We start from the raw sequence: 19,596 nt of genomic DNA on the forward strand, positions 1-19,596 counted from the left end.
GAAGAGCAGGCATGAAAAAGCCCGCTAAAGCGGGCCTTTCAAAGTCGTGTGCGGATTAAAGCTTAAGGTTGGCGCGAACAATAGTTCCCAAAAGGCGCGCATCTTGACGCATGGTTATAAGCGGATAAGCAGGGTTGAGTGGCTTCAAGAATAGCTGACCAGAATCCTCAACCAGCTTTTTGAAGGTGGCTTCATTGCTCTCTGGCAGCTTTGCTAAGACCAGTTTCCCTGGGGTTGGCTGTATGCCGCTGTCGACAAGTATCAGCGTTCCTTCCGGGATGCTACGCCCGGCCGACGCGGTCATTGAGTCGCCGCGAACTTCAAGCCAGAAAGCGGGGCCTTTTGCTTTGTAGTCGGTCAGCTCATACGTGTCTGAATAGCCAGGCGGATAAGGCTCCACAGCCTCTGCCCAACCACCTGCTGTTACCCAGCTAATGACTGGATAACGGTATAAGCGTTGAGATGAAAGGGGAGCCGCATCAGGGGCTTGAACGGTATCTGGCAGATTTATTGAAAGTGCTGGAGCGCCCAGTTCTGCCAGTAACCGATTGATCATTTCCAGCTTCGGCTCACGTTTTCCGTTCAGCCAATGCCCTACTGCGCCTTGGGTTACCCCCAAACGCTCGGCCATGCTCTCTTGGCTAATGCCTTGAGCTTCCATGAGCTTTTTAGCTATTTCGTACCATTCGTTCATAGAGAAGAATAATACGGTTCGTATTGATTTACTCAATAGACACCGTGTATTGGTTTCTTGCATGAAATAACTACACCGTGTATTGTCTCCATCGAAACCGAAGGAGATTGCTATGAGTGCTCTATCCAAGGCCCGCAGGGCAGCGAATTTGACCCAGCAACAGCTCGCAGATCTGGTCCACCTGACTCAGGCCGCTATTGGTCATTACGAAAGGCTGCGCCGGACTCCGGGCTTGTCTGAGTGCCGGAGCATTGTCCGTGTACTGAACTCCAAAGGGTTCGCTTGCACTCTTGATGATGTCTTTCCCGAGGATGAGGAAAGGCGGGAAGCTGCCTGAAGTTGCCTTGCCGGGATGCCCTTCCACGGTTATCCCGGCTTGGCATGGACAGCGATTAAACGCTGTCAGCTCGCTGACCAGACTCCCTTCCACAGTTATCTGGTCAGCTCAAACGAAACACCGTGCCCACAGCACGCAAACACAGCATCTCGGTCGTGGCTGAAGGATAGGGCGTGCCCGCTTCTTTGGCTACACCGTAAAAGGAGCATTTACGGTTATGAGTCGTACAGATCTGTTGCCGGACCCGGGTCCGGTCCTTTCTCTGCGTCATGCGCTTTACCGTGCAGGTCGTGACTACAAGGGCGGGGTAACTGCCCTTGCTTTTGCCATGGTTATTGAAACCGACACGTTGCAGAAAAAACTCCATCTTGATGAAGAGCGCCGCTGGCTGGGGCCTGATGAACTTGAAGAAGTCATCAGGCTGACAGCTGATCCGCGTTTGCTCGATGCCCTAGTACGTCCTGCGGGCGCTGTTTGGTATAAGCCGGTGCCGGTGCCCGCAACTCAAGAATCCCTGAAAGCGGTCGGTGCCATGCTCGCTCAGGCTGGGCATTTCGTAGCGACCATGCACCACGGTGCTGTCGACGGCGTATGGGAAGAGCATGAAGTCGCGGCGCTGGAAAAGGCCGGTCACGACCTGATCCGTGAAGTGCTTGGCATCATGGCCGGTGCTGCCCAGGCGGTGGAGGGTCGCGATCATGGCTGATGAAGTTGATCTGGCTAATGATCAGGCTGAATACCACCTGCAGGTTGCCCTTCGTCGAGTGCCGTCGACCTCAAACGCGGCCAGCGCAATCTTTTGTGATGACTGTGATGAGCCGATACCTGAACTTCGCCGGCAGGCCGTTCAAGGGTGCTTCACCTGCATCGACTGCCAATCGCGTCGGGAGCGTCGAGCATGATCGATGCGTCGTTTCCCATCTCGTCGTATGCCCGCTTCTACATTGAAAAACTCAACATGGCCTTGGTCCCTATCTCGCCCGGCGAGAAAGGGCCAAAGGGGGCTGCCTGGAACAAGCCGGGCGGCTACTTCACTGATCCTGTTGCCGCCGAGACGTTCTGGCAGGAAAACCCGACCTACAACATGGGCGTGGTCCATGCGCCCAGCCGCGTTTGTTCGCTTGACGTAGATGACGTGCAGTGGACCCGTCATGTGCTTTACGACCTGCTCGGTATGGACCTTGATGCTATGGCATTGGTGTTTCCAACCGTAGTCGGTAACCCTGCACGGTTCCGCGTCATGTTCCGAGTGCCTGAAGGTATTGAGCTGGAAAAGCATGCCCTCGCTTGGCCAGCAGAGAACGACCCTGATGGCTCGAAGCATAAGGAACTGATGCGCCAGGCTCGTGAAGCGGCCAAGGTCGGTGATGATGCGCGAGAAAAGCTGTTCCGCACCGAGGCCCAGCAATATGCGCGGCTGACGGTTTTCGAGTTGCGTGCCGGCCTGCACCAAGACGTGCTGCCGCCGTCGATCCATCCTGGTACCGGAAAGCCTTATGTCTGGCGTACAGCACCAGGTGATGACCTGCCGGTGCTGTCGGCTGAGTTGCTCGCGGTCTGGAACAACTGGGACATTTTCAAGCGTGATGCCGAGGCGGCGTGCCCTTGGGCGCCAAAGCCTAAAGCGAAACCTGCAAAGCCCAAGCGGTTATCGGCGCCGGCTGGTAACCGGCCATCTGTGATCGACGAGTTCAATCGTTGTCATGACGTCACCGAGCTGCTGCGTGCGCACGGCTATGTGCAGAAAGGTAGTAAGTGGCTTTACCCTGGATCGTCAACCGGTCTGCCGGGCATCACGGTTGATAAGGACGAAGGGCGCGTTTACTCGCATCACGCCGCCGATCCGCTCGCCAATGGCCATAAGAATGATGCTTTCGAGGTGTTCTGCCTGCTTGAGCATAACGGCGACCAGTCGAACGCGATCAAGGCCGCAGCCAAGATGCTTGGCATGGAGATCAGCCGTTCAAGGCCGCCTGAACCTTCCCCGACCCCATCCGGTGAGAGCGCGCCGACAGGCGACCCAACGCAGTCCAGCGCGGCTGCTCCTGAATACGGGGGGCAGGGGGAGGGCCTGACCCTGGAGCAAATGCTGCGGCGTTTTGCATTGATTGAGGCCACGACGCAGGTTTGGGACATCGATAAATCGGTGCGGATGAAAAAGTCGGCGCACGAAGCCTTGGTCGGGAAGGCCAAGGCCAAGGAGTGGCTAGAGAGTCCTGGGCGAAAGCTGATTGGTGATGACCAGGTCAAGGACGTTGAGCGCAACAGAAAGGATTCGAGCAAGAAAGCCGGTGCCTTGGGTATGGCGCCCATTGAGCGCTATGTGTACATCGATGGCACGAAGGATGTCTGGGACCGGGAAAAGAAACGGCGCATTGCCGAGGGCGCGCTGAAGATGGCGCTCGGGGATTTTTATCCAATGTGGTTGAACAGCCCGAAACGTCGAGTTGTGGACGTTGACCATATCGTCTTCGACCCAACGATGAAAAAGGACCCAGCGGTTTACATCAACACGTTCGATGGGTTGCCTCTTGAGCCGGTTGATGATCCGGCTGCCTGCGAGAGCCTGCGTTGGCTAATCGGCTTTTTATGCAACGGTGATGAGGAAGCGACCCGGTGGCTTACGCGCTGGCTCGCTTATCCCTTGCAGCACCTCGGGGCGAAAATGGACACGGCGGTGCTGATGCACTCGGTAATGGAAGGCTCGGGCAAGAGCCTTCTGTTCGCTGATACGTTTGGTCAGCTCTACGGCCAGTACGCTGCAACGGTCGGGCAGACCCAGCTTGAAAGCAACTTCAACGCCTGGCAAAGCCGGAAGATGTGGGCCGTGTTCGAGGAAGTGGTCAGCCGTGATCAGCGCTACAACCAGGTGGGCAAGATCAAGCACTTGGTGACCGGCAAAACGGTACGGATGGAATCGAAGTTTATCAACGGTTGGGAAGAGTCCAACCACATGAACGCGGTGTTCCTCTCCAACGAGATCCTGCCTTGGCCGATCAGTGAAAGCGACCGGCGCATGTTGGTCATGTGGCCCATGGAAACGCTGCCAGTCGAACGACAGAAGGCCATCGGCCGTGAGCTGCAGGGCGGTGGTGTAGCCGCGTTGTATGGCTGGTTGCTGACGGTCGACCTGGGCGACTTCGATCAGCGCACCCGGCCACCGAACACCGATGCTCGCGAGCGGTTGGTGGCCCTGAGTAGGGCCGGCTGGCAGACCTTTCAATATCTATGGCGCACCGGCGAGCTGGGTCGCGGCCTATGGGGACCGTGCCTGACGAGCGATCTCTATGCCTTGTTCCTGGAGTGGTGTCAGCGGAACAAGGAGCACTCGATGAGCCAGACGAAGTTTTCATTGTTCATCAGCTCCGAGGTTGAAAAGACCCGCTCTATACCCTGGACAGAAGGCAACACCCGTAAGTTTGGGGCGTTCTTTGTGCCGAGCGATGCAGAGGCTTCCCTTCCCCCATCAATGAAGGCGCCGGACTTGGGGCGCAGCGTCACGGAATGGCGTGAGCGGGCGAAGCTGTCGGGTTGGCGGGTGGATGATTGGGATCATGTGAAGGCGGCTGCAGCATGAATCTGTCTATTGGTGTGTCGAGTGTGTTGGGTTTGTGTTGGGTTGATTTGGACGACATGACACACAAGAGAGCCTCTGTTTTCGCGGGCTGGAGCGGTGGTGTGTCGAGTGTGTTGGGTTTACGCGCACGCACGCGCCTGAGCGATATTTTATTGGCTGATATGAAGGCAGGAAAAAACTCCATGCGACTACTTATAAACCCAACAAACCCAACACACTCAACACAAATATATTGAAAGTGTTGATTTTAAAGGGCTTTAGGTGTGTTGGGTTTGTGTTGGGTTGTTTGATTCTGTGTCGGGTACAGTTTTTCCAGGGGATTGGACAATGATCGCGACGATTGAAGACTTGATGGTTCATTGGGGTGAGCAGCACGCCCGGCTCGGCCTGGGTTCTGGAGTCGGCAGCCAAATGGGAACCATCATGGAATGGAAGGGGTTGCCGCCCAGTGGTACGCCTGGATCACGAATTCTCAAGGACGGAATGGGACTGGATCACATTGCGAGCGAAGTCGAGGCAGCGGTGGCCGAACTTGAACGCAACTTTAACGGTGCGGCACGGCGCGGGCCTCGACTCGCCAAGCTTGCCAAGTTGCGGTACTTGGACCACGCGACGGTTCGGGAGCAGATGCGGGAGGTGGGAATTGCAGAGGGTGCTGACCGTACGTACCGCAACTGGGTCACAGCGTTGCATCAGCAGGTCATGACGATACTGATCCTGCGTGCCGGCCCCGCACGGGCGATTGCCGGGAAGCTGAGTGTACAGCTCAAGCAGGCCCCGCGCTCCTGACCGCTTGTCGGGGCTAATTGTCAAAGTGTGGTCAAAGTGTGGTTGAAGTGCGGTCGAACTCGACCCAACCGTTAAACGCCCCTTTTCGGTTTTTCCGAACGCAGGTACAAAGTCGCCACTATCTGAGATTTCCGCCTGACGGCGTTCCACAGCACGTGCTGTGCATCCAGCCTGGGTTATTCACCCAGCACTCCAAACCCTGCCATTCGGCGGGGTTTCTTTTTTTCAATTCGAGGTTGTTATGACGGACGAGCAGCAAGCCTTGGCTGAGATGCCAATTTGGTTGGTGATCATTCTGGCCCTGGTCGGCGGGGTGTCGGGTGAGATGTGGCGGGCCGACAAGGATGGCGCCCGAGGCTGGTCGTTGATCCGCCGACTTGCATTGCGCTCCGGTGCCTGCGTGGTCTGCGGTCTGTCGACGATGATGTTGCTGTATGCCGCCGGGGTGTCGATCTGGACGGCTGGCGGGTTCGGTTGCCTGACCGCGATGGCCGGTGCCGACGTGGCCATCGGGCTTTATGAACGCTGGGCCGCGAAACGCCTGGGCGTCTCGGCGCCGCTGCCCCCCGGCGAACCGGGGCAGTAGGGGGTGGTCCCGCCGACCCCGATGGGACCCTGGCATATCTTGGCCCATACGGGTAAGGGAACTCGCGGGAAAGCGTTAGCGGACGGTTCACCCGCTTAGTGAACTGAGGTGAACAGGTGAACGGATTCCGGTTAACCCGGTGAACTGGATGGCAATCATGACGGTTATCAGCAAATCGGAGTTTGCAGCCCGCCGGGGCTGGGCCAAGTCCTACGTTTCAAAGCTGGCCAACCAGGATCGCCTGGTGTTGACGCCTGATGGCAAGGTGGAGCTGGAAGCCACTGAGGCGTTGCTGGATCAGTCTGCCGACCCCAGCAAGGCCGCTGTGGCCGCCAGGCATGAGGATGCCCGGATTCAGAAGGGGGTGCGGGACCATATCGCGCCGCTGGCCGACACGTCGGTTGACCTTCCTCCTCTCCAGGTGCGTGGGGGGCGGGGGGCCGACTATCAGAAGTCTCGGGCACACCGGGAGTATTACCTGGCGCAACTGGCCGAGTCCCAGTTCTTGAAGGACCAAGGCAACCTGGTTGAGGTAGAGGCGGTGAAGACTGCCGCCTTCGATGCTGGCCGCGCACTTCGTGATGCCCTGCTGGGTTTGCCTGCGCAGATCGCCGGCGAATTGGTTCCCATGTCCGATGTGTGGGACATCGAGCGGCACCTGACAACGGCATTGCGCCGCGTGCTCGATGACGCCCAGCGCTTATCTGCGGTCGATCTCGACCGTGCCCTTATCTCAACGAGTTGATCCTATGCACACGGAAATGCCTGACGGTGCAAAGGTGTACTGCGAAGCATATTTCCGTGGTTTGACCCCTGATCCCGACCTGTGGGTCGATGAATGGTCAGACAAGTACATGCGTATCCCTCGGGATGCCGGTGCTGCTGAGCCGGGGAAATACCGCACGGCGCGGACACCGTATGCCCGTGAACCCATGCGTTGTTTGTCACCGGCCCACCCCTGCAAACGGGTGGTGACTATGGTGGCTTCGCAGCTCATGAAGACGCAGATTGCACTCAACTGGATAGGCGGGCTCATCCATATGGTGCCTTCGAACATCCTGACGCTGTTGCCCAGCCTGGGCCTGGCCAAGCGTATTTCGTCACGGATCAGCAAGACGGTGGCCGCTACCCCTGAGCTGCGCGAGCGGGTGGCCAACAGCCGTTCCCGGGATGCCCGCAACACCCTGGACACCAAGGAGTTCGATGGCGGAGCGCTGTACATCACTACGGCGGGATCGGCTGCGAACCTGTCGGAGCTGTCTGCCCGTTACATCTACGGCGATGAGGTAGACCGCTGGGACGTGGACGTGGGAGAAGAGGGTGATCCTATCGAACTGGCCGAGGCGCGTGGCTCGACGTTCGGGCGGCGGGCCAAGTTCTATTTCTCCAGCAGCCCGACTATTAAGGGCGCGAGTCGAATCGCGGATCTGTTCGACATGAGTGACCAGCGGCACTACTACGTGCCATGCCCGACCTGTGGCCACATGCAGACGCTGGAGTGGGAGCGCCTGATCTACAGCCCGGATTATCGGGTGGTGCATTACCAGTGCGCCAATGCCAACTGTGATGTGCTGATCGAAGAGCATTGCAAGAACGGCATGCTTGAGCAGGGCGAGTGGCGTGCCCATTCGGCGGGTGACGGTGAAACGGTGGGCTTTACGCTCAATGCCTTGTACGCGCCCTTGGGCTGGCAGGACTGGCCTTCACTGGCCAAGCAGTATGAACGGGCCAAGAGAGCGTTGGCCAAGGGCGACCAGGAGCCGATGCAGGTGTTCTACAACACGCGCCTGGCCAAGGTATGGGACAGTGCCATCGAGCAGACCAAAGCCGAGGTGCTGCTGCAGCGTGCTCGTCTGTCGGGCTACGGACTTGGCTCGATGCCAGCCGATGTGCTGATGCTCACCGGGGCCGTGGACGTGCAGGGCAACCGGCTGGAGTTCATGGTCGTGGGTTGGGGCGTTGGCATGGAGCGCTGGATCGTCGACTTCCAGGTGATCGCGGGTGACCCCTCGGATGACCGCACCTGGGCGGCGCTGGATGAAATGCTCAAGGCCAAGTACCGGCACCCGTGCGGGGTGGGTCTGGGGATCCTGGCCACAGCGGTGGACAGCGGTGGTCACCACACCGATGAGGTGTATCACTTCTGCCGCGTCAGGCGCTGGCGCAACATCTTTGCCGTCAAGGGTGCGAACAAGCCCGGCCGGCCTGTGATCGCCCAGCGGCCGTCCATGGTGGATGTCACCTGGAAAGGCCAGACCGAACGCGGCGGTGCCGAGTTGTGGTTTGTCGGCACCGACACGGCCAAGGACTGGATCTACAACCGTTATCCGTTCGAGCAGGGACCGGGTGCGCTGCACTTTGCCAATGACTTGCCGGATGACTTCTTTGCGCAATGTGTGGCAGAGCGCAAGGTCGTTCGATACGTCCGGGGTCACAAGCGCATTGAGTGGGTCAAGGGCAAGTCGGAGCGCAACGAAGCGCTCGACCTCATGGTGTACAACCTGGCCATGGCGCAGTACCTGGGCATCAACCGTTACAACGAAGGCGACTGGTCGCGGGTGCGGCAAGCTCTGGCGCAGGCGGGCCTGTTCGATGAGGCCCCGGTTTCACGCACGGTGTCTGCACCTGCTGTCCAGCCCGGCCCGGCTCCGACCATGCCGGTTTCTACACCGTCGCCTTCATCACCACCAACCTCGCCAACGGCTGCGCCCGTGGCGCGCCCAGCGGCCGCCACTCCACCCCCACGTCGCTCGACACGCAGCGGCTACCTGAAGAGACGCTGACATGTCCTTTACGCAAAAGCACCTTGAGGCCGTCGAGGCGGCCATTGCACGCGGCGAAAAAGTCGTTCGCTACGCTGACCGGACTGTCGAATACCGCACCGTCGACGAACTGTTGAAAGCCCGCGACGAGATTCGCGGCTCGTTGGCCAGCAGTGGGCCGGCGCGTCCTCGCGCTTTCCGGCTCAGGCATGGCGGCAGGGGGCTCTGATGGCACGCTATCCGAACCTGACCCGCAATGGCTTCCTGTTGCCGTCCAATATCAAGGCTAGTTACGAAGGCGCTGGTGAAGGCCGGCGCTCATCAAACTGGGATGCCCCCGACAACGGCATCAACAGCCTGTTGATGCCGGCCCTGACCAACCTGCGTTCCCGCTCTCGGGCGGCGCTGCGCAATGACCCGTATGCCTTCAATGTGATCGACCGGCGAGTCAGCAACCTTATCGGCACCGGCATCACGCCAAGGCCGCTGATCACCGATGCCGCCTTGCGCAAGGTCCAGCAGGAGTTGTGGTCGGACTGGGTGGACGAAGCCGATGCCGATGACCGTAGTGACTTTTACGGCTTGCAGGCGCTGGTGGCAAAAACCGTGGAAACGTCCGGCGAGTGTTTCGTGCGCCTGCGCCCCAGGCTGTTAACGGACGGTTATGCCGTGCCGCTACAGATTCAGGTGCTGGCCCCCGAGTTTGTCCCGCATGACAAGTTTGAGGTCACGCGTACAGGCAACGTCATCAAGGCCGGGGTCGAGTTCAACGGCATCGGCCGGCGCGTGGCGTACTGGATGTACCGCTCGCACCCGCGTGATGCCTCCTCGCTCAACGGTGGCTATAACCAGTTGATCCGGGTTCCGGCCGCGCAGGTGCTACACATCTTTGAATCCCAGGAACCGGGCCAGTTGCGTGGCTTGCCCCGCCTGGCTCCTGTACTCAAGCGCTTGCGCAGCCTGGACAACTACGACGACGCGGTGTTGTTCCGCCAGGAAGTGGCCAACCTGTTCGCCGGCTTCATCAAGCGGCCAGCCCCCGACGCAGGGCCAATGCCACGCGACCCGATCACAGGCGCACCCCTGAGCCTTGATCAGGATGGCTTCACGCCGATGGTGGCCTTGGAGCCCGGCACGATGCAGGAGCTGGGGGCCGGTGAGGAAATCGAGTTCTCCACGCCACCGGATGCAGGAAACAACTACCCCGACTTCATGCGGCAGCAACTGATGGCGGCGGCCGCCGGTGCCGGCATGCCCTATGAACTGCTCACGGGCGACATGCGTGGGGTCAGCGACCGGGTCATGCGCGTGGTGCTCAACGAATTTCGCCGACGCATCGAGCAGTTGCAGTTCGGTGTGTACGTTCATCAGTTATGCCGCCCGGTGCGCGCCGCCTGGATGGACATGGCCGTGTTGTCCGGTGCGCTGGAATTGCCGGACTACGCCCAGCGTCGGCGCGAATACCTGCGCACCCGCTGGATCCCGCAGGGCTGGGCCTACATCAACCCGGTGCAGGACGTTCAAGCGCGGGCCATGGAGGTCAATGCGGGCTTTGCTTCTCGCAGCGAGATAGTGCTGCGCACCGGCTACGACGCCGAGACCGTCGACGATGAAAACGCCGCCGACATCGCCCGCGCCCAGCGGCTGGGCCTCAACTATACAACGCTCGTCACCGAGCCAATCGACGAATCAGAGGAAAAACCATGAGCAAAGCGGTCGCGCCGGTGGTGTACAACCAGGCCGGGAAAAAGGTGCAGGTCAAGGCCGAACATTGGTATCACATCCAGGCATCCGGCGAAGCCGAGCAGGGCGTCATTGAGGTGTACGTCTATGGCGAAATCGGCGCATGGGGCATCACGGCCAACCAGTTCGTGCAGGATCTGCGTGCCGTCGACGATGGCACATCGCAGGTCATTGCCGCGTTCAACAGCCCAGGCGGTGACCTGTTCGACGGCTTGGCCATTCACAACGCGCTGGCCCGCCTGGGTGAGCGTGCCGTGGGCCGGATTGATGCCTTGGCCGCCAGTGCGGCGAGCGTGGCGGTGTGCGGTGCACATCGGGTGGTGATGGCCGGTAATGCGATCATGATGATCCATAACCCTTGGACCTGGGCTGCCGGTGATGCCGAGGGCCTGCGTCACGTCGCCGATGTGCTCGACCAGACCCTGGAGGCCATTGTGGCGGCCTACAAAGCCAAGGCACCGGACATCGACGAGGTCGAGCTACGCCGGCTGATCGATGCCGAAACCTGGCTCACGGCCAACGAGGCCAAAACGTTGGGTCTGGTCGATGAGGTTACAACCGGCGTCGAGGTCAAGGCCTGCTTGGGTCAGGGGCAAGCCATGAAGCGTTTCCGAAACGCGCCCGCTTCACTGGGCGCTGACAAACCGGCCCCGACCAAGCCTGAGCCGGTCACGGCTGAGGATGCGCCTGCGCTGGCCTTGCTGATCACCCAGGGCTGCAAGGAGGCCGGGATCAGCAATCTGGTCGAGCCCATCATCAGCAGCACCAAGCTGGCCAGCGAGGCGGTGGTGAAAGCCGCCATTGGCCAGGCCAAACAGATCCACACCCTTTGTGTGGCTGCTCGCTTGCCGGAGCTGGCCACCGAGTACGTCACGGCCGGACTCGACACCACGGCGGTGCGCGCCCGGCTGTTCGAGAAGGTGGTCGGCACCGGTCAAGGGATCGAGATCGATAACAGCCTGCCCATCAACGACGACCCGGCCAGCAAGCCTGCCGCCAAGCAACCTGATGTGCACAACATCTATGCCGCTCGCCGTGCGGCGCAAACCGGTCATTCAGCCGCCAATAGAAGGTAACCCCCATGAGCATCATTCAAGAGCCGATCCACCCCGGCGAGTTTGTGCTGTCCGAAGGCAGCGGCAGTATCTCTCGCGAATCCATCAATGTGATCGCCGGTGATGCCTTGCCGGCCGGCCAGTTGCTGGGTCTTGTGACCGCATCGGGTCAGTTCGCGCCGTACGATCCGACGGCTGAGGACGGCAGTGAAGTGGCCTCGGCCATCCTGTTCGCCGGTCTGGCGTCCTCGGACATTGTCCGCCGTGGCCGTGCCGTGGTGCGTCTGGCCGAGGTTAGCGAAGCGCATCTGACGGGCCTGGATCTGGATGCTGAAAAGGCCCTGGGCAAGCAGTCGGTGATCGTTCGCTAGCGACGTTCCCCCGCCAGTCTCTCTGGCTCATCAACCTATTAAAGCCCCGCAATGGCGGGGTTTCGCGTTTCTGGAGAATTATTCGTGGCTGAAATCAATATTTTTGAAGACCTGGTGTTTGGGGTGCCGGCGCTGACCGTGGCCATCAACGAACAGCCTTACCTTCCGGGCCGTATCAGCGGCCTGGGTTTGTTCCAGGAACAGGGCATTCAGACCCTGACGGTGCAGATCGAAAAGGACGGCGACACCCTGGCCCTGGTGCCAGCGGGCGAGCGTGGTACCTCGGGGCTGGTGGTCGGTTCCAGCAAGCGCAGCATGATCCCGTTCAACACCGTGCACCTGCCAGAGCGCTTCACCATCAAGGCCGACGAGATCCAGAGTATCCGCGCCTTCGGCAGCCAGACCGAGTTGCAGGCTGCTCAAGATGTCGTCAATGCGCGACTGGCCAAGGCCCGCCGGCAACTGGATGCTACCCATGAGTTCCAGCGCATGGGAGCACTGAACGGTCTGATTCTTGACGCGGACGGGCAAACCGTCTTGCTCAACATCCATGAACGCTTTGGTGTACAGCAACAAACCTTGGTCATGGGGCTGAACGATCCGGCCACGGATGTCCGTGTGAAAGCAGGCGAAGCGCTGGACATGCAAGAGGATGCGCTGGGCAGCGTGACCAGCTCCGGCTCGCGGGCGTTCTGCGGCAAGAACTTCTGGAACAAGCTGATTGTTCATAAGTCGGTCAAGGAAAGCTATCTGGCGACTACCGCTGCCGCTGAGCTGCGTGGCGATGCGCGGGCCAGCTTCGAGTTTGCAGGCATCGTTTGGGAACGCTATCGCGGCAAGGTCGCCGGTATTTCGTTTGTGCACGACGATGAAGCCTTGCTCGTGCCGGAAGACGTCCCTGACCTCTATATCTCGGCATTCGCCCCGGCCGACTATATGGAGACGGTCAACACCCTGGGTATCCCGTATTACAGCAAGCTGGAGCCACTGCCATTCGGCAAGGGCGTGGCCGGTGAGGCCCAGTCCAACCCGCTGCACATCTGCACCCGGCCTCGGGCGCAGATCCGCCTGAAGATGTAGCGATGAGCTTCCGTGACCTGGTGGCTGACATTGATACGGTCGTTTTCGACACCTTGTCGGATGAAGGTGTGATCGAGGGCCGTACGGTCTGGGGCATGTTCTCTGCTCCCTGGTTACAGCCGAAGCTGGGCCAGTTGAGGACTGCACTGCGCGAGCCGAACTTTGTCGTGCGTGTTGCTGACAGCGATGGGGTAGCAAAGGCGCAAAGCCTGACGGTCAACCTGCCGGTGCAGGATGGGGGCGGGAGTTACACGATTGTCCATATCGAACCCACGGGCGATGGCCTGGTGACCCTGGTGTTGAGGATCAAGCCATGAGCGTAGGCAGCTATTACAAGACCTCGGCCGATAGCGGCCTGATCACCCTGCAAACCAGCAAGGCGGATCTGGCAGCCTTCACGACTTTCGCTGACCAGGTGCCCAAGGCCGCAGCAGCGGCCCAGCGCCGGGCGATCAACAAGACCCTGCGCTGGTTGCAGACACACATCAGCCGGACGGTCGGCCAGCAGGAACGCATCGCCATTGCGGCGGTGCGGCGTCGTATGCGGGTGTTCCCGCTCACCGGCAGCGGCCAAGGGCAGGGCAAGTTGTGGATGGGTATCAAGCCCATCGAAGCCAGCCGCACTGGCCGGCCCCGGCAGTCGCGCTCGGGTGTGAGTGTTGGCAAGCGCCGGTATGAAGGCGCCTTCTTCAAGAAGGTGTATGGCGGTAAGCCTGACATCTGGATCCGCACGGCCAGCAAGCACTTCCGGGCGAGCGATTACCCGGGCAGTGAAGTGTCTGGCGGCGGTGGGCCCAGCTCAGGGTGGGTCGGTGAGAACGGCAGCCGGTTCCCTCTGGCCAAGGCCAAGGTTTCGCTGGAGGCGGTTCGCCCTCACTTCGAAGCCTGGACCCGAAAAGCCAAAGAGCGCATGCGTGATGTGCTGGCCCAGGAAATGAATTACGAACTGCAGAAGTATTTGCGAGGTGGCCGTGGCTGACCAACCCTTCCAGCTTGATGAGCTGTACGCAGCGATTGAGCTGCATATCAACCAGCATCTGCCGGGGCTGGCCTATGTCGGCACCATGCCCGACATGCTCAGCCGCATTGACGTTCCGGCGGTAGTGATCGAGCTTGCTGACTTCGAGCCAGGCGACGACCCAGGCACCGGTGAGACCGCGCTGGTGCTGCGGCTTGAGGCGCGGATCATCGTCGGTGCTGAAACAGATGATTGCCATAAGCTGGCGGCCTGGAGCGCGGCCCAACTAGCGATCCTGCTGCGTATGCAGCACTGGGGGCTAGAAGTAGAGGCTGCCCAGTTTGAGCGTGCAGGTCAGGACTGGTCTCGACCGGAACTGGACAGCTATGTGGTGTGGGTCGTCGAGTGGACGCAGGGAGTTTACCTGGGCGAGGAAGAATGGCCTTGGCCAGTTCAGCCACCAGGTTCGCTGGTCTGGGGTATTCACCCTGATGTCGGGCCAGGCCATGAGCCTGACTATGTGCCGGCCGATCAATTAGGCGACCTGCCATGAGCTTCGCAGCAGCGGAGCACGACCGCATGCTGGCTGGCGTGGCGATTGAATGCCGTGTTGTCGCGGTTGATCTGGCGAACGCCCGGGTACGCGTGTCCGATGGCGGGAGCTGGACCAGCGCCTGGGTACGCTGGCATGCACAGGCCGCTGGCAAGTCGCGGCACTGGCGGGCGCCCAGCGAAGGCGAGCAGGGCATGTTGAACAGCCCGAGCGGTGACCCCGCTCAGGGTACGTTCAACCCGGGCTTGTACGGCGCGGCCGGCGCGCAGGCTGACAACCGCGATCACGTCGAGGTCTGGCGGTTCGAAGATGGCGGTTCTCTGGTCTACGACTGGCAGGCCAAGAGCTACACCATCGATCTGCCCACGGGCACCGTGAACATCAAGGTGGGCAGCACCGAGGCTGTGTTGACCGACGATGCGATAACGGCCAAGTCGGGCACCGCAACGATTGAGGCCGGCAATATCACCCTCAAGGGGGCGGTGCAGATCGAGGGCGCGTTACGCGTAACGGGCGACATTTTCGGCATGGGCTCGATCATCGACACCAAGGGCAACACGCCGAATCACAAGCACTGATTTAAACATCCATCCAAGCCCGCCCCGTGCGGGCTTTCTCGTTTCTGGAGGGTCCTATGGCCACTGTGAAAAAACCCACTGTCGACGATGCTGAGCAATCCGCCGCCGGCGAAGTCGCCCCGGCCGCCCTGGCGACCGTGATCTACACCGACACGCTCTACACCTCGCGCTCGCTGTTCCTGCAGAACGACCGCGAGCTGAAAGTGCTGCGCGGCCGCGTCGAGGTGCCGGCCGATGATGCCGAGGCGCTGGCCTATCTCGCCGGCCACCCCGAACTCAAGCTGCTGGCTGAATAGCCGTGATTGGCCTGGACCGCCGCAATGGCCAGGCTCGGCACGGCGTTGAGCATTTGCGCCAGTCGGTTGAAGACATCCTGACAACCCGCCTCGGATCGCGGCGGATGCGGCCTGAGTACGGTAGCCGGCTACGTGATTACGTCGACCTGCCGGTCAATGAGGGCTGGAAAAGCGCGGTACAGGCCGAAGTCGCCCGCGCTTTGGGCCGTTGGGAACCGCGCTTGAAGCTGGAACGGGTGCGGGTGACAGCCGTTCTTGACGGCCAGATCACTCTGCAGTTGACCGGCCAGTACCTGGGCAGCAGTGCAGTCCTGGAGGTAAGTGCATGATCGATCTTTCCCTGTTACCCCCGCCCGATGTCATCGAAACCCTGGAGTTCGAAACGCTGTATCAGGAGGCACTGAGCAATTTTCGCGGGCAGATGGGCGATCAGTGGACAGCGCTGCTGGAGTCTGACCCGGTGGTCAAGTTGCTGGAGGTCGCGGCCTATCAGCAGATGCTGGGCCGGGCCCGGGTCAACGCGGCGGCCAAGGCCAGTTTGCTGGCTTATGCCAAAGGCGCGGATCTGGACAATCGGGCAGCCGACTACGGCGTAAAGCGCCTGGTGCTGGTCGCGGCCAAGCCTAACGCCGTGCCGCCGGTGGCCGCTGTGATGGAAGGTAACGAGGAGTTGCGTTATCGGACGCGGCTGTCACTGGAAGCGCTGTCGGTTGCCGGCAGTCGCGGCGCTTACGAATACCACGCCCTGGGCGCGTCGGCCGAGATAGCCGGCGTGTCGGTCGATTCGCCCACCTTTGTCGGGGTGGAAGTCAACGCGGCACTCAGAGCGCAGTTGCCTGCAGGGGCCATTGTCCTGGTCTGCGATTACGACGCCGGGCTGGCCAACCCGCTGCCCGGCGATGTGTCGCTGGCCGTGCTGCCCCGGGTTGACGCCGTCACTCCTGGCGTCGACCTGGTCGGGGCCGTGCAAACCGCACTGTCAGCGGAAACGGTGCGCCCGCTCACGGATCGGCCGCGCACCCAGCTCGGCCAGCCGCTTGATTTTAAGGTGGTGGCCAACCTGCAGGTAGAGGCAGGGCCCAGCCCGAGTGTAGTCAGGGCGCAAGCCCGGGCCAACCTGGACAAGGCCCTTGCCGAGGCCCGGCGTCTGGAAGGGGAGCTGTCGCTGTCAGCGATCTATGCCGCGCTGCATGTGTCGGGTATCAGCAAAGTCGAGCTGCTGCAGCCGCTGGACGGGGTGACGTGTAACAAGCGGCAGTATCCCAACTGCACAGCCATTCAGTTGAACGCGCAGGTGGCGCCATGAGCCTGCTGCCGGACAACTCGACACCGCTGGAACGGGCCCTGGAGGTCGCCTGCGACCAAAGCATTGACCCCGAGGTCATTCGGGGGATTGCCGATTCGGCGCGCTGCCCGCCCAACTTCCTGCCGTGGCTCGGCTGGGCCATGCGCGTGGAGGGCTGGGAAGCGGCGAACGACGACGCCCAGCGCCGGGCGCTGATCCGCGAAGCGATCCCGGTCCACAAGACGAAGGGCACGCTGGGCGCAATCCGGCGGGTACTGAAAGCGGTACGGGTCAATGCCGACGTGAAGGAATGGCAGCAGATCCCGAACGCGGCGCCGTACACGTTCCACATCACGGTCTGGGCGAACGAGAACCGCGAAGGCGAAGGCTCGATTATTTCGCCGCAACTGGGCGAGCGGCTGCGCGCCCTGATCGATGCAACCAAGAACGAGCGCAGTCATTACTCGTTCGCACTGGGCGCGCGTTTTGACGGCGGCCTGCAGTTGGCCAATGCCACCCAGTCACGGGCGCTGATGCGGCAGACGGTTGAGGCGCAGTTGCCACTGGCCGACACGTTCGCCCAAGGCCAGCAGGTCGCCAACACCACTCAATCGCTGGGCGTGGTTCGACAGGTTGTCGAGCTGCAGAGCGAACCGATCAACGCCGAGGCCGGGCTGCAAGTGGCCTGTGCAACCCGGTCCCTGACAGTCGTGCGCGGCACGATGGAGGCCGTTCTATGAGTACCCCGTTACAACCTGTGATCACCAAAACCGGCTTGGCGGCGATCTTTACCGCCGATAACACCGGCGTCTCGGCCCGGATCGGCAGCATCGTACTGGGCACGTCGAGCTATACGCCCAGTGCCGATCAGAAAAGCCTGGTCACGCAAGTGGCTGAATACCCCATCGCCGACGGTGAGCGCCTGAGCAGCACGATGCTGCATATCACCGCACTGGCCGATGGACCGCATGCGTTCTGGGTTCGGGAGGTTGGCTTTAAGTTGACCGACGGCACGTTGCTCGCCGTCTGGTCGCACCCGACCGAGGCCCTGACGTACAAGGCGGCGAACGCAAGCATTCTGCTGGCTTACGACCTGTCGTTGTCCGCGTTGCCGGCGGACAGCGTGACCATTGTCAGTTCTGGAGCCGGCCTGAGCTTGAGTCTTGCCGGTCCGCTGGCGACGCAGGCCACCGCCATGCTGGCCGAGCAACTGCGTGGATTGCGACAGCAGGAACTGCTGAACAGCCATGCCCGGCAGCACTTCGCTGCCAATGGCCAGCTTGAGTCTTTGACAGAGCGCATGCGCCTGGCCGAAGGGCGACAAGACACGGACAAGGCTGACCTGGCCGAGCAGGGCGCGGCGCTGGCGACCGCACTGTTTCACGAGTTACTGCGCGGTGTACGGCAGCAGGACGCGCTGGGAGAGCATGCCCGGTTGCATCAAGTCGAAGGCCTGCAAATTGCCAGTCTGACCGACCGGATGAAGGCGGGCGAGTTGCGGCAGGACGCCGACCGCGACGGCCTGTTGGCCGCCATCGCTGTAAACGCTGCAGGGCTTATCTCCCTGCAAACCCTTTTCGTAAAAACACTCTGAGGTTTATCACATGAGTCTGGAATCTGGCATCGCCGAACTGACGTCGGCCGCTAACAGCTTGATCGCTTACTTCAACTCCCGAAAGGCCAGTATCGATGCGGCCGTGACCGACGCGCTGTTGGCGATCCCGAACAACAAGAAAGTCTATTACGTCGACAATGTCGCAGGCTCTGACGCCAACACGGGCAAGCTCGCGTCTCCGTTCAAAACCATCGACAAGGCGGTGGCCAGCACCCCCTATGGTGGGTCGTGTCAGGCTGTATTGCTGTCGGATTACATCTTCGACACTGATACCTCGCTGGACGGTATTTCGCTGTTTATCACGTCCTCTGTGCCGGGTACGAAACGAAAGCTGATGGTGCGTAACTATTTCAACAGCACCAGTAACACCAACTGGATGGCGGCGCTGTTGATGCTGGCCGGCTCTGCCGTGACCTTCAAGGATGTGAGTCTCAACTTCCCGACGGTCACCGGCTTGACCAACCCCCCTCTGGGCGGGCCCAACACCTTTTTCCGGGGGAGTGTCAGCGGGCAATCGCCGCTGGTGCAGGTCAAGCTGCTGGATTGCGAAATCGTTGATGCGTCCGGTGCCACGGCGTTGCTGGCCTATTCACCGACCTCGGCGTTGCTGCTGGAGGTCTACAACACCACGTTCCCTTCGGGCTTTGCCGGGCGTTATGTTTTCGGTCTTGCTGCTGGTGCGCAGTCGAATGCGCAAAGCAACGTGCTGACCAACCTGACCACTTTCTAACCCTCACTATCAAGGCCGGTTTATGCAAATCAAAGACATCAGTATCACGTTTCAGGGCCGCTCCTATGTGGGCTTCGACTTTCAGGGCCTGCCACTGGAAGTAGCTGTGGCGGTCGGTCAGCAGCAGGTCGACAAGGCCGCCGATGCAGCGCGTATTTTGGTGCTGGGCGAGTGTTCCCGCGCCGTTGAATACGATATTGCGGCGTCCGAAGCGCAGGCGTTCACAGCGGCGGGCTATGAGGGCGATGCCCCGGGCTCTGTTGAGGCGCTGGTGGTAGCGTCCGGGGTAACAGCCCAAGAAGCGGCAGACAGCATTCTGACCGCTGCCACGGCCTTCCGTGATGCGATCAATGGTGTTCGTGCCATTCGCCTCAAAGCCAAGCGCGACATTGCTCTGGCGATCAATCACGACGGTGTCGAGTTCATTACCGATACCGCCGCCGCCCAAATCACGGCCCGTATCGCAGGCGTCGGCAACGCCGCTCAAGACCTGTAAGCCTGCCGGCAACACACAAGCGCCCCGATTCAGGGGCGTTGTCGTTTCTACAGGGTCGCCATGGGCGGCCCTTGTGCTTTCTGGAGTGTAT

26 protein-coding genes are annotated in these 19,596 nt (G+C 60.9%); 25 read left to right on the forward strand and 1 reads right to left on the reverse strand.

From position 1 onward, the window contains the following. Nucleotides 1–55 precede the first annotated feature (55 nt). Nucleotides 56–661 carry a LexA family protein gene (locus tag ASF84_RS01400; RefSeq protein ID WP_056835325.1) on the reverse strand — a complete coding sequence of 202 codons (606 nt, stop codon included), beginning with the start codon at nucleotides 659–661 and terminating at the stop codon, nucleotides 56–58. Between the two features lie 145 nt (nucleotides 662–806). On the opposite strand from ASF84_RS01400, the gene ASF84_RS01405 reads away from it, so the two are divergent. The 25 genes from ASF84_RS01405 (at nucleotide 807) to ASF84_RS01515 (ending at nucleotide 19,505) form a co-directional block, all read left to right on the forward strand. After that, nucleotides 807–1,031: a helix-turn-helix transcriptional regulator gene (locus ASF84_RS01405; protein WP_056834474.1), complete on the forward strand. Its 225-nt coding sequence runs from the start codon at nucleotides 807–809 to the stop codon at nucleotides 1,029–1,031. A 217-nt stretch (nucleotides 1,032–1,248) separates the two neighbouring features. Beyond that, nucleotides 1,249–1,737: a phage regulatory CII family protein gene (locus tag ASF84_RS01410; protein ID WP_056834476.1), complete on the forward strand. Its 489-nt coding sequence runs from the start codon at nucleotides 1,249–1,251 to the stop codon at nucleotides 1,735–1,737. Beyond that, on the forward strand, nucleotides 1,730–1,933 hold the full coding sequence (locus ASF84_RS28235; RefSeq protein WP_082481240.1) for a TraR/DksA C4-type zinc finger protein: 204 nt from the start codon (nucleotides 1,730–1,732) through the stop codon (nucleotides 1,931–1,933). The genes ASF84_RS01410 and ASF84_RS28235 overlap by 8 nt, the downstream gene beginning before the upstream one ends. Then, the gene (locus ASF84_RS01415; RefSeq protein WP_056834479.1) at nucleotides 1,930–4,608 is read left to right on the forward strand and encodes a bifunctional DNA primase/polymerase; all 2,679 of its coding nucleotides are present in this window, start codon (nucleotides 1,930–1,932) and stop codon (nucleotides 4,606–4,608) included. Before ASF84_RS28235 ends, ASF84_RS01415 begins: the two co-directional genes overlap by 4 nt. Beyond that, complete coding sequence (locus ASF84_RS28910; RefSeq protein WP_156684124.1) at nucleotides 4,605–4,844, forward strand: hypothetical protein; 240 nt, start codon at nucleotides 4,605–4,607, stop codon at nucleotides 4,842–4,844. Before ASF84_RS01415 ends, ASF84_RS28910 begins: the two co-directional genes overlap by 4 nt. A 91-nt stretch (nucleotides 4,845–4,935) precedes the next feature. Continuing rightward, the gene (locus tag ASF84_RS01420) at nucleotides 4,936–5,397 is read left to right on the forward strand and encodes a hypothetical protein (RefSeq protein WP_056834481.1); all 462 of its coding nucleotides are present in this window, start codon (nucleotides 4,936–4,938) and stop codon (nucleotides 5,395–5,397) included. Between the two features lie 241 nt (nucleotides 5,398–5,638). Continuing rightward, on the forward strand, nucleotides 5,639–5,983 hold the full coding sequence (locus tag ASF84_RS01425) for a phage holin family protein (protein ID WP_056834483.1): 345 nt from the start codon (nucleotides 5,639–5,641) through the stop codon (nucleotides 5,981–5,983). Between the two features lie 157 nt (nucleotides 5,984–6,140). Beyond that, a complete protein-coding gene (locus ASF84_RS01430; protein WP_056834486.1) occupies nucleotides 6,141–6,728 on the forward strand; it encodes a hypothetical protein in 588 nt (195 codons plus the stop codon). Nucleotides 6,729–6,732: 4 nt separating this feature from the next. Then, nucleotides 6,733–8,766, forward strand: coding sequence for a phage terminase large subunit family protein (locus ASF84_RS01435; protein ID WP_056834488.1), 2,034 nt, complete (start codon nucleotides 6,733–6,735; stop codon nucleotides 8,764–8,766). Between the two features lies 1 nt (nucleotide 8,767). Then, on the forward strand, nucleotides 8,768–8,974 hold the full coding sequence (locus ASF84_RS01440) for a phage head-tail joining protein (RefSeq protein ID WP_056834490.1): 207 nt from the start codon (nucleotides 8,768–8,770) through the stop codon (nucleotides 8,972–8,974). Beyond that, nucleotides 8,974–10,452: a phage portal protein gene (locus tag ASF84_RS01445; RefSeq protein WP_056834492.1), complete on the forward strand. Its 1,479-nt coding sequence runs from the start codon at nucleotides 8,974–8,976 to the stop codon at nucleotides 10,450–10,452. The genes ASF84_RS01440 and ASF84_RS01445 overlap by 1 nt, the downstream gene beginning before the upstream one ends. Further along, entirely contained in the window at nucleotides 10,449–11,564 is a 1,116-nt protein-coding gene (locus ASF84_RS01450) for a head maturation protease, ClpP-related (protein WP_056834495.1), read from the forward strand. Before ASF84_RS01445 ends, ASF84_RS01450 begins: the two co-directional genes overlap by 4 nt. A 5-nt stretch (nucleotides 11,565–11,569) precedes the next feature. Continuing rightward, complete coding sequence (locus tag ASF84_RS01455; RefSeq protein WP_056834497.1) at nucleotides 11,570–11,914, forward strand: head decoration protein; 345 nt, start codon at nucleotides 11,570–11,572, stop codon at nucleotides 11,912–11,914. An 84-nt stretch (nucleotides 11,915–11,998) separates the two neighbouring features. After that, nucleotides 11,999–12,994 (forward strand): major capsid protein, encoded by a 996-nt coding sequence (locus tag ASF84_RS01460; protein ID WP_056834499.1) that lies wholly within the window; start codon nucleotides 11,999–12,001, stop codon nucleotides 12,992–12,994. Between the two features lie 2 nt (nucleotides 12,995–12,996). Continuing rightward, complete coding sequence (locus tag ASF84_RS01465; protein ID WP_056834500.1) at nucleotides 12,997–13,311, forward strand: head-tail joining protein; 315 nt, start codon at nucleotides 12,997–12,999, stop codon at nucleotides 13,309–13,311. Continuing rightward, entirely contained in the window at nucleotides 13,308–13,973 is a 666-nt protein-coding gene (locus tag ASF84_RS01470; protein ID WP_056834502.1) for a hypothetical protein, read from the forward strand. Before ASF84_RS01465 ends, ASF84_RS01470 begins: the two co-directional genes overlap by 4 nt. After that, nucleotides 13,966–14,505 carry a hypothetical protein gene (locus tag ASF84_RS01475; RefSeq protein WP_056835326.1) on the forward strand — a complete coding sequence of 180 codons (540 nt, stop codon included), beginning with the start codon at nucleotides 13,966–13,968 and terminating at the stop codon, nucleotides 14,503–14,505. The genes ASF84_RS01470 and ASF84_RS01475 overlap by 8 nt, the downstream gene beginning before the upstream one ends. Then, nucleotides 14,502–15,083 carry a phage baseplate assembly protein V gene (locus ASF84_RS01480; protein WP_056834504.1) on the forward strand — a complete coding sequence of 194 codons (582 nt, stop codon included), beginning with the start codon at nucleotides 14,502–14,504 and terminating at the stop codon, nucleotides 15,081–15,083. The genes ASF84_RS01475 and ASF84_RS01480 overlap by 4 nt, the downstream gene beginning before the upstream one ends. 56 nt (nucleotides 15,084–15,139) lie before the next feature. Then, the gene (locus ASF84_RS01485; protein ID WP_056834506.1) at nucleotides 15,140–15,379 is read left to right on the forward strand and encodes a hypothetical protein; all 240 of its coding nucleotides are present in this window, start codon (nucleotides 15,140–15,142) and stop codon (nucleotides 15,377–15,379) included. Nucleotides 15,380–15,381: 2 nt separating this feature from the next. After that, nucleotides 15,382–15,708 (forward strand): GPW/gp25 family protein, encoded by a 327-nt coding sequence (locus ASF84_RS01490; RefSeq protein WP_056834508.1) that lies wholly within the window; start codon nucleotides 15,382–15,384, stop codon nucleotides 15,706–15,708. Beyond that, nucleotides 15,705–16,685 carry a baseplate assembly protein gene (locus ASF84_RS01495; protein WP_056834510.1) on the forward strand — a complete coding sequence of 327 codons (981 nt, stop codon included), beginning with the start codon at nucleotides 15,705–15,707 and terminating at the stop codon, nucleotides 16,683–16,685. The genes ASF84_RS01490 and ASF84_RS01495 overlap by 4 nt, the downstream gene beginning before the upstream one ends. After that, entirely contained in the window at nucleotides 16,682–17,404 is a 723-nt protein-coding gene (locus ASF84_RS01500) for a phage tail protein I (protein ID WP_056834512.1), read from the forward strand. Before ASF84_RS01495 ends, ASF84_RS01500 begins: the two co-directional genes overlap by 4 nt. 17 nt (nucleotides 17,405–17,421) lie before the next feature. Continuing rightward, nucleotides 17,422–18,258, forward strand: a complete 837-nt coding sequence (locus ASF84_RS01505) for a phage tail-collar fiber domain-containing protein (RefSeq protein WP_236709344.1) — start codon at nucleotides 17,422–17,424, stop codon at nucleotides 18,256–18,258. Between the two features lie 10 nt (nucleotides 18,259–18,268). Next, nucleotides 18,269–19,009, forward strand: a complete 741-nt coding sequence (locus tag ASF84_RS01510) for a hypothetical protein (protein ID WP_056834514.1) — start codon at nucleotides 18,269–18,271, stop codon at nucleotides 19,007–19,009. Between the two features lie 22 nt (nucleotides 19,010–19,031). Beyond that, entirely contained in the window at nucleotides 19,032–19,505 is a 474-nt protein-coding gene (locus tag ASF84_RS01515) for a hypothetical protein (protein WP_056834516.1), read from the forward strand. Nucleotides 19,506–19,596 lie beyond the last annotated feature (91 nt).

Origin of the sequence: Pseudomonas sp. Leaf127 (assembly GCF_001423155.1) — a bacterium.
Classification (GTDB): Bacteria; Pseudomonadota; Gammaproteobacteria; order Pseudomonadales; family Pseudomonadaceae; genus Aquipseudomonas; species Aquipseudomonas ovata.